This window comes from uncultured Helicobacter sp. (assembly GCF_910577135.1).
GTDB lineage: Bacteria > Campylobacterota > Campylobacteria > Campylobacterales > Helicobacteraceae > Helicobacter_C > Helicobacter_C mastomyrinus.
In genome coordinates this window covers 25726-38580 of the sequence record NZ_CAJTLL010000015.1, presented here as the reverse complement: position 1 = coordinate 38580, position 12855 = coordinate 25726, and the positions used below count along the sequence as shown (strand labels likewise).

The 12855-nt window shown below is 37.6% G+C and carries 13 protein-coding genes; 5 read left to right on the top strand and 8 right to left on the bottom strand.

The genetic code is table 11. From position 1 onward, the window contains the following. Position 1: 1 nt before the first annotated feature. The 4 genes from QZ289_RS08210 to QZ289_RS08195 form a co-directional block, all read right to left on the bottom strand. Entirely contained in the window at positions 2 to 1768 is a 1767-nt protein-coding gene (locus tag QZ289_RS08210; protein WP_295701478.1) for a methyl-accepting chemotaxis protein, read from the bottom strand. 66 nt (positions 1769 to 1834) lie between these two features. Beyond that, positions 1835 to 2068, bottom strand: coding sequence for a hypothetical protein (locus tag QZ289_RS08205; RefSeq protein WP_295701475.1), 234 nt, complete (start codon positions 2066 to 2068; stop codon positions 1835 to 1837). A 15-nt stretch (positions 2069 to 2083) separates the two neighbouring features. Then, complete coding sequence (locus QZ289_RS08200) at positions 2084 to 3475, bottom strand: DUF3373 family protein (RefSeq protein WP_295701472.1); 1392 nt, start codon at positions 3473 to 3475, stop codon at positions 2084 to 2086. A 695-nt stretch (positions 3476 to 4170) separates the two neighbouring features. After that, positions 4171 to 4791 (bottom strand): ribonuclease HII, encoded by a 621-nt coding sequence (locus tag QZ289_RS08195; protein WP_295701469.1) that lies wholly within the window; start codon positions 4789 to 4791, stop codon positions 4171 to 4173. A 103-nt stretch (positions 4792 to 4894) separates the two neighbouring features. On the opposite strand from QZ289_RS08195, the gene QZ289_RS08190 reads away from it, so the two are divergent. The 5 genes from QZ289_RS08190 (at position 4895) to QZ289_RS08170 (ending at position 7125) form a co-directional block, all read left to right on the top strand. After that, entirely contained in the window at positions 4895 to 5098 is a 204-nt protein-coding gene (locus tag QZ289_RS08190) for a transporter substrate-binding domain-containing protein (protein ID WP_295701467.1), read from the top strand. A gap of 11 nt (positions 5099 to 5109) precedes the next feature. Beyond that, the gene (locus QZ289_RS08185; protein ID WP_295701464.1) at positions 5110 to 5253 is read left to right on the top strand and encodes a transporter substrate-binding domain-containing protein; all 144 of its coding nucleotides are present in this window, start codon (positions 5110 to 5112) and stop codon (positions 5251 to 5253) included. Between the two features lie 128 nt (positions 5254 to 5381). Further along, on the top strand, positions 5382 to 5690 hold the full coding sequence (locus QZ289_RS08180) for a transporter substrate-binding domain-containing protein (RefSeq protein ID WP_295701462.1): 309 nt from the start codon (positions 5382 to 5384) through the stop codon (positions 5688 to 5690). 6 nt (positions 5691 to 5696) lie between these two features. Next, the gene (locus tag QZ289_RS08175) at positions 5697 to 6404 is read left to right on the top strand and encodes an amino acid ABC transporter permease (protein WP_295701460.1); all 708 of its coding nucleotides are present in this window, start codon (positions 5697 to 5699) and stop codon (positions 6402 to 6404) included. After that, positions 6391 to 7125 (top strand): amino acid ABC transporter ATP-binding protein, encoded by a 735-nt coding sequence (locus QZ289_RS08170; RefSeq protein ID WP_295701457.1) that lies wholly within the window; start codon positions 6391 to 6393, stop codon positions 7123 to 7125. Before QZ289_RS08175 ends, QZ289_RS08170 begins: the two co-directional genes overlap by 14 nt. Positions 7126 to 8212: 1087 nt before the next feature. On the opposite strand, the gene QZ289_RS08165 is transcribed toward QZ289_RS08170, so the two are convergent. From QZ289_RS08165 to QZ289_RS08155, 4 genes are all read right to left on the bottom strand, one after another. Continuing rightward, positions 8213 to 9256 (bottom strand): CapA family protein, encoded by a 1044-nt coding sequence (locus QZ289_RS08165; protein ID WP_295701455.1) that lies wholly within the window; start codon positions 9254 to 9256, stop codon positions 8213 to 8215. After that, the gene (locus tag QZ289_RS08160) at positions 9253 to 10758 is read right to left on the bottom strand and encodes a bifunctional indole-3-glycerol phosphate synthase/phosphoribosylanthranilate isomerase (protein ID WP_295701453.1); all 1506 of its coding nucleotides are present in this window, start codon (positions 10756 to 10758) and stop codon (positions 9253 to 9255) included. Before QZ289_RS08160 ends, QZ289_RS08165 begins: the two co-directional genes overlap by 4 nt. Before the next feature lie 84 nt (positions 10759 to 10842). Then, entirely contained in the window at positions 10843 to 11280 is a 438-nt protein-coding gene (locus QZ289_RS10455) for a hypothetical protein (protein ID WP_363322688.1), read from the bottom strand. Beyond that, complete coding sequence (locus QZ289_RS08155; protein ID WP_295701450.1) at positions 11259 to 12833, bottom strand: hypothetical protein; 1575 nt, start codon at positions 12831 to 12833, stop codon at positions 11259 to 11261. Before QZ289_RS08155 ends, QZ289_RS10455 begins: the two co-directional genes overlap by 22 nt. Positions 12834 to 12855 lie beyond the last annotated feature (22 nt).

Sequence of the window (12855 nt, the reverse complement as noted above, 5' to 3'; positions counted from 1 at the left end):
TTTAGAATCCACGGATAACTTTACTCAAAATCGCATCGTTCTCCTTAAGCTTGAGAGAACGTTCCATAACGGTCCTGATAACCTGTGTGGATTCCCCAAGAAGTTGATTAATGATATTCATTGAGTCAATGATGTTTTTTGTTTGTGTAGCAAGGGTAATCGTATCTTCGTTTTGCGTATTGATATTATTCACAACTTCATTCATATTGCATTGGATATTCTCAAGGCTTTCTTTAGAGATTTCTCCATTTTGCGCAAGTGTCGTAAAGATTGAAGAATTATCTTGCACTGTGTGAGAGATACTCTCTAAATTTTCGGTTACATTTGTGATGGTAATCTCGATTTCATTTAAGCTTTTTTGTGTATTTTCGGCAAGTTTTCGTACTTCATCAGCCACCACGGCAAAGCCCCTCCCGTGTTCCCCTGCTCTTGCTGCTTCAATAGCAGCATTAAGGGCTAGGAGGTTGGTTTGCTCGGATATGTTGTGGATTAGCTCTACGACATTTTGAATGGACATAACGCTTTCAGCGAGGTTGTGAAGACGTGAGTTTAACTCATTTTGACTTTCGATACTTTGATTGAGATTCTCTAAAAGTTGAGAGACATTATTACTTGTGCTATCTAGATAGGTTTTACTTTGATTGATCGTTTCTTGCACATTGCCTGCAGTCTCTACATTTTTATCCAATCCTGTAACGATGGCATTCCCATATTGTGAGTTTTGCTGTGTTTTTTCGCCAATATCAAAGATATGATTTTTTAAGTCTGTAATGTATTCATTAAGTTTTACAATCTCCGCACTTGTCTCTCCGGCAATTTCAATGGTTTGCTTCATCTTATCAATAAAAGAGTTGATAAATACACTAACAATACGCAATTCATCATTTTTGCCACGATTGAGTTTAAGTGTGCCTCCGGCGGTAAGCTTTTCTCCGCCTTTGCTTAGATCTTGAAGATAGGTAACTACATTTTGGGAATCGCGTGTAAAATTATGTAGCATTTTAAAGACAATAAGCACTAAACTGATGGTAACAAGCATAATGAAAATAAGGATAGCCATAATAAGATTGGATTGCCAAATAGCCCTATCGCGGACTTTTTCAAGTGATGTGAAATTCTCCAACATATTAGAGAGGGATTGGGAGTTTTTATTCATACCCACAGCAATTTCTTCAAGATTGCTTACAGAGGTGGATAATTTTTTATTTGTAGCAGTGGAGGTGTTTGAGATTTTATCAATAAGCACTGCATAAATTTCTTCAAAATAGCTTTGTAAACGCACAGCAATACTTTTAGAATCATTGCCATTAAGCACTTGATTAATCTTAGGATAGAATGATTTTAAATCACTATCATTGCGGATAAAGCTCTCATTCCAACTTTTTGTCATTTGTAAAATGAGATTTTTGTTTGCATTATCAGTGGGATTGACTAAAAGTTTTATAAGCTTATCATTGAGCGCACCGATAAACTCAAATTGCTCGATTAAATCTTCAATATTAGCCATAGAATCTCTTGTTTCTTTTACATGTGTTTGCATAATATCGATTTGTTCAGTAGCTTTGGTGGAGAGATTTCCTAGATTTGTGAAATTATCTTGCACGATTTTGAGTGAAGATTCTTCTATGTGGATAAAGTTTGAAAAAGAATATTTAAATACAAAAAAGAGGATAGCTGTAATAAGAATGAGTGCGGAAAGAATATTGAGGCTAACGTTTAATCGAGTGGAGAGCTTGAGATTTTTAAATCGTTCTATTAAGTCTCGCATTCTGTCTCCTTATATCAAGATTCTAAGATTTTGTCCCAATCAAAGTAGATAGAGACAAATTGAGCACTATTTACCAGCAACTTGGGCTTTGTTAGGATTATCAGCAGCGAGCGCAATCATACATTTTTCAAGCTCTTTTGCATCAGCAGGATTTTCTATCTTTTTTACCCAACGGGTAATTTGCGCCATCGTTTTAGAGCCCGGATCGGGGGCATCATATTTTTTCATTAATGCCGCACAATCAGCAAGGACAAAACTAGGAAGCCCAATAAAAAAGGCTAGGGTAATATATTTTTTCATTCTTTCTCCTTTAGATCAGAATCGTAGAATATATGCAAGCGAGATGTTTTGATTAACTACATTTGTCGCAGGTGTTATCATAGGTGCAGTAGCTGTTGCATATTGTTGATGTTGTCGTGTATAGCTTAAGCGGAAAAATTGATTTAAATCAAGTTGCCAAATGGCATATACATCATGCACATCACCGCGAGTATTTCTAAAGTTAAATGGATCATTGATACTTACACGAGAGAAGGCATACCAATTTTTGCTTCCTTTGAAGTATTCATAACCAATTTTAAAATATAAACCAAAGTCATAGCGAAGTCCTGCATGCACCGCCCAACCATCTCTTTCAGCAAAGAAAGGATTTCCTAGTGATTGATTCGTAGTCGTAGTTCCATTGGTTACACTTGCATTGACATTATGAGATTTAGTGCCTATGTAGTAGCTAGCAGACACAAACCAATTTAAGCCTGAACCAAGCAATCTATCATTTTCAAAATGAGCATTGATATATTGCATATCGCCAAGATTACTGCTACCCACAGATGCGTTTGTAGGTTGTCCCATCTGGGCAAGGTAAGCATTTGCAGCAGCAGTCAATAATGCACCGGGTGCGGTATAGTTAGTCAAATTGATATATGTTAGCATAAAGAGGTTTTTACCAAAATTTGAGGGTAAGAAAGGTGTTTCAAACGCACCAAAGAAAAGATTCGCATCAGCTGTATTTGCCGCACCTGAGCCAAAAATACTTCCCGCTGTGCTATTGCCATTAGTGTCAAATGATTGATACACTTTTGAATACCCCACACGTAAAGCTGAATTTGTATAGGGTTTAAGCGTAAGCACTACACCATCACCAAGGGCATTTACTGCTAGAGCAGGGTATGTGCTCATACGTGCTGAACCATTGCGGAGGTTTGAACCCGGACCATCAGTTCCCGGAAGTCTCCCCATAGTAAGAGCTGCATATCTACCCATATAGATATCTACATAGGCTCTTTCCACATAAATAGAGCTTCCACCACTTGCTCCACGTCCTGCATCAAGTGAGCCAATAGCATAAGGTAAGCCGACTTCTAAGTCGCCAAAAGCCTTTGTCATAGACAATCGCCCTGTGAATTTTGTGTATTGATTGATGTCTGCATTCATATTGAGGTAGAGCCCCATCATCCAGCGGTTGTAGTAGTCATTAGTTACGCCCCCCGTTTTGCTTGTGATATTATGCACTGATGTATTGAACTCTAAGCCAAATTTTACTTTATTTAAAGTTGCTGCAAGCTCGTTTGCATCTACACGTTCATTCATTTCATCAATATCTTTTTCGAGCTGTCCTACTCTTTGTTCTAATGTAGCTGCTAGAGCTGAAGAAGTAAGAAGCAAAAGCCCCCCCCCTAGCGTTGCCAATATTTTATGTTTTGACATCTTCTATTCCTTTGTTTAAGATAAAATAAGGGCATTATTTTCTTATTTTTTTGCTTTAAGATAACTAAAATTACAAAAAAACACTTGCAAGGTGCATATAGAGCAATAAGCTAGGATTTATCTCTTAAGATATGAGGCAGATTATTATTTTCTTTGCGACACGAAGTGCATACACGTGCAAGCATTCAAGGTTATATCTCTCACTCCACACTTGTAAATAGCAAGGGCATAATAGAAACTTGCTGTATCATATTTGAATATTTTATACTAGAGCGGTATCTTTCATCTGCTCTTTGCGATATTGTTTAATAGGCATATCTTCTTCCACTACGTGCATCTTGAGAGCATTTCTTTCATTAATATGGACTGATGAGACATTCCTTATCATATTTGCTATTTCAGGAATGATTTCACGATGATTTTTTGTGCTCCTCTAGTCGAGGATAGCTTATCTCCTGTATAGTAGCCATTCATTGCTTTCTCTTGTGGATAGTTTAGCCTTTTGTTAAGCTTAAGGATAACTTTGTGCTTACTCCTGCCCAATGTAGCTTAAATTCTACACCTTTAATCCCCGTGCAGTTGATAAATGCCACCTGCACTTTAAGCTAAGTCCTTTAATAACAAGGCTTTAGCTATACATTTAAGCTTGATTCTAGTTTAATTTTGTATTAAGGCAAATTGAAAAAATGACAAAATCATAGAGCAATTTTAAAGCTTTTGCGATGATGTGGGCAATATCCATACTTGAGAATGCTTTTTCTATGCTCCAATGTCCCATAACCCTTATTTTTTGCAAGAGCATATTGTGGATAGAGTTTATCGAGCTCTCGCATTTGTCTATCTTTATGCACTTTTGCGATAATAGAAGCACACGAAACTACCTCTATGAGCGAATCTGCTTTAATTAATGTTTTCATACTCACACCTTGCTTTATCAGGTGTTGTGGAATTTGAGCATTAAATGTGCTATTGCCATCTATGATTATTTGTAATATTTTTTGCTTATCTTGCAAAACTTTATAGGCAAATTCCCCCATTTGCGCGACAAGAGATTCTATCCCGTATCTCATTGCCCAGCTTAAGCCATTTGTATCAATCTCTTTTGCGTCAATTTGTGCCAGAAATATGCCTATTTCTCCTTGGTTTGAGGCATTATGTAATCTTTGATATATCTCCTCTCGCTTTTTTGGAGAGAGTTGCTTGCTATCTTTTGCGCCAAAGCTACTTATGATGGAATCTCTACCCACCACCCCAGAGATAAATAAGCTTCCGCACAGACAGCCCCGCCCAGCCTCATCAATTCCCGCTAACCACATTACACACTCCTTTAATTCCTTGAGCATATTTTAGATACACCGCTTTAGTTTAAGCTTAAAAAGATTACAATTCGTCCCTACATTTCTTACAAAAGGGAAATGTATGCGTATATTAGCACCATTTAAATTGGCATCAATCGCAATAATGCTCTTTGCACTTTTTGCGCTGAATGCTTGTAAGGATGATGAGCTTGTTGTAGCTACTGCGGCGAATTTCGCTCCATTTGAGTATATTGAGGGGCAGGAGTTTAAGGGCATTGATATGGATATTGCAAAAACCATCGCCCAAAAACTAGGTAAAAATTAGTTATCAAAGATATGGAGTTTGATTCTGTGGTTACTGCCCTTGCTGCAGGAAATGCAGATATTGGCATTTCAGGATTGACGATTAATTCTGCACGTTCAAAGGTGATTGATTTTAGTGATACATATTTTTTAGTGCCTCGCAAGTCATTATCGTAGAATCAAGCGATACACGATTTGATGATGTTAGCACTAAAGAAGATCTTATAGAACGGCTTAAAGCCATTCCACAGCTTAAAATAGGTGTCTAAGTAGGCACAACAGGCGTATTTTATGCTAAGGGCGATATGGATTGGGGGTTTGAGGGGTTTCCAAATGCTGCGGTAAAAATCTTTTCAAATGGTGCGCTTGCAACTATTGCAATGAAAAATCATCAAGTTGATATAGTTATTATAGATGAAATGCCTGCCTTTGAAATCGCTAAAGCACATAATGATACAAAGATTATTAATATTGCCTTGACTGATGAGAAATATGCCATTGGCATTGCTCCGCATAATGAGGCATTAAAAGATTCTATTAATGCTATCTTAGAAGAAATGAAGCAAGATGGGACGCTTCAGTCTATCATTGCAGCATATTATACGCAAAAATAAGTTCAGATGGATTTAGCAGTAAAATATCAGCTTTTCTATCATCAACTTATTACTAATGAAGGCTATAAGCTTATCTTAGAGGGGCTTGGCACGACCTTGCTCCTTGCTATTGTGGCATTGTGTATTGGTATCATAGTGGGCACGTTAGTGGCTATTGCCCTCACTCATAAGCAACACTCTCTCCTCCATAGAATCTTATGCTTTTTTCTTAAGTCCTATGCAGGATTCTTTCGTGGGACGCCTATTGTTGTGCAATTACTCTTTATCTATTTTGTGATACTCCCTGCCTTTGGACTAAAAGGTGTGAGTGCGCTTATTGTAGCCCTCGCTATTTTTGGGCTTAATAGTGGTGCGTATGTGAGTGAGATTATCCGTAGTGGAATCTTGAGCATTGATAGGGGGCAAGATGAAGCAGCAAGGGCATTAGGGCTTAGCTCATCAGCAAGTATGAGATATATTATCTTTCCTCAAGCCCTTAAAAATGCTCTTCCTACACTTGGCAATGAGTTTATCACTCTCCTAAAGGAAACTTCAGTAGCAAACTATATTACTGTTCACGACTTGACCTATGCTTATAAGAGCATAGGCGGGGCGAATTATGAGTATATGCTGCCCTATCTTTTTCTTGCACTCTCTTACTTGCTACTTGTTTTGTGCGCAAGCTATCTTGTTAAACTTTATGAAAAAAGGCTAAGAGCAAGTGATTTATATTGAGCATCTTAAAAAATATTTTGATAGCAAATGTGTGCTTGATGATGTGAATCTCCATATCAGGGCAGGAGAAAAGCTTGTCATCATTGGACCTAGCGGCTCGGGCAAATCCACTTTATTACGTTGTTTGAATCTGCTTGAAGTGCCAAGCGAGGGTAAAATATGGCTTAATGATAAAATACTTTTCCCGCAAAGTGCGCAGAGTTGGGATATAAATAAAGCACGGACAAAAATGGGTATGGTGTTTCAGCATTTTAATCTTTTTAATAATCTCAACGTATTAGAGAATCTCACTCTTGCGCCTACATTTCTTAAGCTCCTCAATCAAGAAGAAGCTATCACAGAGGCGCATAAGCTCCTTAAACGTATAGATTTGCTTGATAAACAAGATACTTATCCATCACGTTTGAGTGGCGGACAAAAGCAGAGGGTGGCGATTGCTCGTGCGCTTATGAATAAGCCTGAAATAATGTTCTTTGATGAACCTACCTCAGCACTTGACCCAGAAATGGTGGGAGAAGTGCTTGATTTGATGAGAGATTTAGCCACAGAGGGTATGAGTATGATATGTGTAACGCACGAAATGCGCTTTGCTAGAGAGGTGGCAAGTCGCATTATCTTTATGGAGAGTGGGCGTATTATCGAAGAGGGCAGTCCAAAAGATATATTTGAAAATCCCCAAACACCTCGTCTCAAAAGTTTTTTGAGCAAATTAAGCTTTTGATTTGATATATAATTTATGCAAACATAGAAAACAATAAAAGATTCTATAAATTTCTATAAGGCAAGCTTTTTCTTACGCCTAAAGGATGTTGCTTAACTGCTAATGTATTCATCAAGTAAGTCTCATAGGTTTAGAATTTATATTCTTCCTATGAGCGAGGTGTATCTTCATTTGCATAAAAATGCACGATAGTGCCAACTCTAAAAGCGTCGTAGGGTGGTAGGAGGTATATCCTCGAACAATATATAAGCAGGAGCGAGACATATATTACCAAGCCAACCTCGCACTTGTGCTTTAGCCCCAGCCTACATTTACATATTTAAACTTTTCGCTAGATGTATCGCTTACTCCGCTAAAACAAAGAAAGACATAAAGAATCTCAAGCTCCAAAAGCATTATTTCTTTAATAAAGTATTAAAAAACATCGTTTATTTACGGGTGTTTCTTTTTTAAGAAGCTAGTTTTAAAGAGTGTCATTGGTAGTTTTGACTTTAAAGAAGATAAAGATGAGCTTACTCATAAGGCATATAAGATTGCCAATATTCACGTGTCAGAACCTGAGGTGAAGGCTATCTTCGTTTTTTTGACTATATGAAAATGTACTTTAAAGATGAGGAGCGATATGTGGAGGCTATTAGCTACCCACGATTAGAGCAGCATAGGAAGTTTTAGTGTGGGATACTAGAGGAAATGGCAGGTATGGTAAAAAAAATGTGTATTCTGCTTATGTAATGAAGTAAATAATATCAAGTATCTTTAAGGATAGGCTTTTAACCATCAATATGTGTTGATTGATAAATATTGTGCTAAGAAGATTTAAAAAACGTGAAACTTGTGAGTTAAATGCTATATTATCCCTGTGCGTGCGAGGGTAAAAAACATAGATTTACAGAGGTTATACATAATTTTGTAAAGAATTTTTTAAATCCTGTTAATTGCAAGGAATGCTATCAAAAAGCTTCGCTTTAAGGAAGAGCGAATAGGGAATGCCTCATACTCTGCAATCTCTAAAAAAAGATCGTTCTTCTTTTTTTGTTAAAAGCAGATGGATGTCTGGCTCTCAAATACAAATATTTCCAAAGGCTTGTTACAAGCCAATTTGTATCTCATCTTTGCCCTGCGTGATAATATCTGTATATTGCCTGTATATGTTTTGATAATCAGACAGTATTTTTTCGTTGATTTCATTAAACCACATCAGCTTAAAATTTTTAAATCGTGCATCATAGTATGTATAAATCAGCTCTGCGCGGGGATTAGAAAGCTTTACCTTGCCATTTTTAATCTTTGTGATATGTACACTGCCTAGCATACCGATACGTTTATTCGTGTCTTTTTGCCCCGAGATAAGATTCCCAAGTGAGTAATATACTAAGCTATCGCCTATCCACTCTGCTTTTTGTACCACGTGCGGGTGTGTACCGATAATCAAATCAACGCCCAAATCAGCCAAAAGCTTTGCTAAATCATATTGCTCTTGTGAAGGTGTGAAGTCATACTCAATCCCCCAATGCATAGATACGATAAGCAAATCCACTTTATCGCGGACTTGCTTAATGTCATTCTCTAGCATAGCCTTTGTATAGACATTTACAAGATATTCTTTGCCCTTTGGTAATGGAATGCCATTCGTGCCATACGTATAGGCTAGAAGCGTGTATTTAATACCATTTTTTTCTAAGATTTTAAAAGTATTGCGTTCCTTAAATGATGAGTAGCTACCGGCAGTAAGCGCTGGTTTATCTGCCCAATATTTTAGAGAAGCTAAAATGGTTGCCTCACCTCTATCAAGCGTGTGATTATTCGCTAGAGAGACAAGATTAAAACCTAAAGAGAGCATATTATCGCCAAATTCCTGCGGGGAATTAAATGCTGGATATGTGCTTAAGCCAAGTGCACTGCCCCCTAAAATCGTCTCTTGATTGTAAAAAGCAAGGTCATATTTTGCCACAATGGGCTTTAGCGCACTTAGCATAGTGCTAAAATCGTAAGTCTCATTTGCTTGCTTTGCGTCATTATACACAGAAGCGTGAAGCAAGGCGTCCCCTGCCATAATTAAATCTAATTCCTTAGCATTGCTATATATGAAGCTAAGGCATATATATAATAATCCTATCGCAATATGTTTCATTTATTACTCTTTAAGGGTGATGTATAAGAGGCGACTTTTTGTAAGAGGGCGCGGAGCTTAGCTATATCCTTTTTACCCGCTACACTCTCTATACCCGAATTTATATCAAGCATAGCTGGCTTAAGCGCTAAGAAATCGCTGATATTGTCTATATTAATGCCACCGGCGATACACAAATAGCTTTCTTTTAAAGAGCGCAAAACTTCGAACTCAATACTTTTGCCCGAGCCACCTCCCTGTGTGCTTTTAGAATCCACAAGGCAGAATGCCCCTTCATAATGCGGGCTAAAATCTGCCTTTTGTGCGATATTTTGCACGACATAATAAGGGAATAGCGCGTCTTTTAGCGCGATATTTGCAAAATACTGAGGATTCTTAGAATCTAGTCCGTGAAGCTGAATGGCGTGGATATGCCCCTGCTCATAAAGCGCCTTTGCCTCATTAAGAGAGGGCTTATCATTTACCACAGCTACACGCAAAATATGCGGGTAGAGTGTTTGCAAGGCTTTAGCAATCTCCTTGATATGCTTAGATTCTATATATCTAGGGCTATGTGCTACAAGAATAAATCCTAGCATATCAACCCCGCCATTAGTCTGCTCCTTAGTCACTTCTAGGGCATTATCAAGTTGCGTAATGCCGCATATTTTAATAATAGGCTTTGTGCGCTTAACAAATTTATCAAAAACGCAGCTATAAAATGCTACTTTTTGTTTTTTGCTAAGGTTTATGGCGGATTTAAGCGCGGTAATAGCGGCACTTGGATTGTTATGCTCGACAAGATAGCTTCCACAAAGCAAACCATCAAAGCCAAAGCTCCCCACAATAAAGGCGGAGTGAGGGGAGTTTATGGCAGATTCAAAAATAACCCTACTATGAGGTAGAGCATTTTTAAGCGTGCAGGCAGCAGGAATATTAATATTAAAGGTATGGAGATTGCGTGCATTAATGCCTACAAGTGCAGGATTAAGAGGGGTGATAAAATCAATTTCATTGTGATTATGCACTTCGATAAGTGGCGTTAAGCCGTGTTTAAGGCATTCATCATAAATCGCCTTAAAACGCGCAAATCCCGCATCCTCATCGATAAACATCGCCACAATTAAAAGCACCATATCCGCCCCAGCACAATAGCTTATCTCAATTTCTTCAGGGTATTGGATAAAGTCTTTACGCAAGATACAGGCTTTAGGATAGGCATTTTTAACCTGCATTAAATCCGCTAAGGAGCCATTAAAATGCCGCTCCTCGCATAGCACAGAAATCGCCCCAGCACCTCCATTAAGATAATCACTAGCAAGTTTTGTGGGAGAATTGATAGCTCCAATTTGCCCAGCAGAAGGCGAAGCTCGTTTAATTTCAGCAATAAGAAGTATAGGTTCAAAACAAGGTTTTATAAGTGGGTGAATTCTCTTTTGTGGAATTTCATATCCGAAAGCAAAGCCTTTTTGAGCAATATCTTGTGAGCGTTGTGTTGTGATTTGAGCTAAGACTTCCACCATATCTTGTGTTGTTTCCTTAAGGTTTAAGATTTTTCTCTAAAAATAAACTCAAAGAGCTTATTCTAGCATATTTGGGGTAATCGCTTAGAAATGATAAGAAAGGTTTAGCGTGCCCGAATAAGTTTGAAAAGCTAAGTATGAGTGCGAATAAAGCGCATAGGCACTTGTGGATATATCTTTTCCCATAAACAGAGATCCACCCAGATACAATGTGAATCCAAGTGAGTTTTGGGGCGTAAATTTAATATGTGAAGAGCCAAAATTAGTATAAAAAGAGGGGTTTGTAAATGCGTATTGCATATGCCCTCCTCCCAAGAGTTGTGTTTGATGGTTAAGAGTATATTGCATTTGTGTGCCTAGTGTGAGTTGTGGCGTATGAATAGTCCATAGAGGAGCATTAATAGTGGCTGAAGTAGTACTTGAAGTAATTGATTCCTTGAATGCACTTTGCAAACCAAACATATAATCAATGCCTATAAATGGTTTTATCCATAGTTTATTTACTTGTAATGGAGAGCCAATTTGGGCTGATAAACCAAGCTCATAATAAGAATAGTGCTATTCATTGAAAGATACCGCTTTGTTTTATTGAAAGTTGCACCACTATATGCAAGAAGAGAAATTTCTACACCTTGTGAAAAGATTCTATCCATTAAGCCTAAGGCTAAAGAGTTTGTATCAAAGTGGGTTTGTGAAGCATCAAGTGATTGAGTCATATTTGTGTTAGCATAAGTAACAAAAGCACTAAGCTGATGTATGCCATAAGGAATCCTTACATTGATATTTACACTATTAAGAGGGGATTTAAGTGAGCCACGTGAAGCAATAGAGCTAAAAGGAGCTATATTGAAAACAGATTTGCGTGGCAAGGGCGTTATTTGAGCCTTAAGTGGGATAATATTATTTTGTATCATAGTCCATATATTTAAAGGAGAGGCATAAATCAGCATAGATTCTATATTGTCATTAAGATTATCTGCTAACATTGAGAGATAATTTCTATCACCATAGGTATAAATGCTTTGTTGAGTTGGTGCATGAGGATTAGAAAAATTTTCTTCAAGAGCGGTAAGAATGGCTTTTGGTTGTGTAGGAAGAGTATTCATAAAGGCGTTAATGGCTTGAGTGTTTTTATTAAGCGTGATTGTTGTGTTATTTTGGATAGATTCTATAAATTCACTTTTGCCGCTATCTGTGATAAAATCCATTTGTATATTGCTACCACTTAAAGTGCCTGTAATGAGTTGGTGTGTGCCAAGATTCGCTCTTGTAAGATTGACTTTGATTGCACCATTATTTGAAAGATTCCCAATAAGTTGTCCCATTTTGCCATTTTGAACGCCAAAGGTAAGGGTATTTCCAGCTGTATTTTGCATTCCTTGTGTCGCTGTAATGCTTCCACCATAAATCGCTACGCTTGAATATTGAGTGTGTCCGAGTTGTGTCCCTTTATCATTGATAAGTTGTCCTGTAATAGTAATTTCTCCACCATAGTTTATAAGATTTCCTCCACCCGGACTTGGTGCATCATTTTGCCACCAAGATCCTGTTACTGAATCAGCAAGTGGAGTACCACCATTGTAAAAGTTACCATTTATTGTTATCTTACCATTATTGATAAAATTTGAAGTAGCAAGGTTTATCCCAGATGCACTTTGTCCTATATTATATACATTGCCTGTAAGTTCCATTGTCCCATAATTATGAATGGTATTTTGCAATCTTATTGTGTTGGCATCTAGTATCATTTGTGCGCTATTGCTAATCGTGCCTTGTGAATTGATGATGACAAAATCCGTGTTGCTTACATTGAATCTTGAGCCGCTTTCAAGGAAAAAGTTTGCTCCGCGTGAAAAATATACTTTTGATGAGGGTGCAAATTCACTTGAGAGAATTTTTTGTCCTTTTTGTAAAATAACTTCAAGCGTGGCATTTTCTCCAAGTGTGAGACTGCCCGAAGGAGCAAAAGTATGAAAATCGTTGATACTTAATTTTGAGTTTCTTCCTATATTTAAGCTTCCCATATAAAATACAGAATGTGCGTAACCATAGGGATTTGGTGGAGTAATACTCATAAGAGTAAGCTGAGAAGAACCA

Excerpts from the sequence above, each read along its gene's own strand:
- QZ289_RS08200 (WP_295701472.1), bottom strand. The coding sequence starts at position 3,475 with ATGTCAAAACATAAAATATTGGCAACGCTAGGGGGGGGGCTTTTGCTT.
- QZ289_RS08160 (WP_295701453.1), bottom strand. The coding sequence starts at position 10,758 with ATGGTGGAAGTCTTAGCTCAAATCACAACACAACGCTCACAAGATATT.
- QZ289_RS08180 (WP_295701462.1), top strand. The coding sequence starts at position 5,382 with ATGGATTGGGGGTTTGAGGGGTTTCCAAATGCTGCGGTAAAAATCTTT.
- QZ289_RS08185 (WP_295701464.1), top strand. The coding sequence starts at position 5,110 with ATGGAGTTTGATTCTGTGGTTACTGCCCTTGCTGCAGGAAATGCAGAT.
- QZ289_RS08205 (WP_295701475.1), bottom strand. The coding sequence starts at position 2,068 with ATGAAAAAATATATTACCCTAGCCTTTTTTATTGGGCTTCCTAGTTTT.
- QZ289_RS08195 (WP_295701469.1), bottom strand. The coding sequence starts at position 4,791 with ATGTGGTTAGCGGGAATTGATGAGGCTGGGCGGGGCTGTCTGTGCGGA.
- QZ289_RS08165 (WP_295701455.1), bottom strand. The coding sequence starts at position 9,256 with ATGAAACATATTGCGATAGGATTATTATATATATGCCTTAGCTTCATA.
- QZ289_RS08175 (WP_295701460.1), top strand. The coding sequence starts at position 5,697 with ATGGATTTAGCAGTAAAATATCAGCTTTTCTATCATCAACTTATTACT.
- QZ289_RS08155 (WP_295701450.1), bottom strand. The coding sequence starts at position 12,833 with ATGAGTATTACTCCACCAAATCCCTATGGTTACGCACATTCTGTATTT.
- QZ289_RS08190 (WP_295701467.1), top strand. The coding sequence starts at position 4,895 with ATGCGTATATTAGCACCATTTAAATTGGCATCAATCGCAATAATGCTC.
- QZ289_RS08210 (WP_295701478.1), bottom strand. The coding sequence starts at position 1,768 with ATGCGAGACTTAATAGAACGATTTAAAAATCTCAAGCTCTCCACTCGA.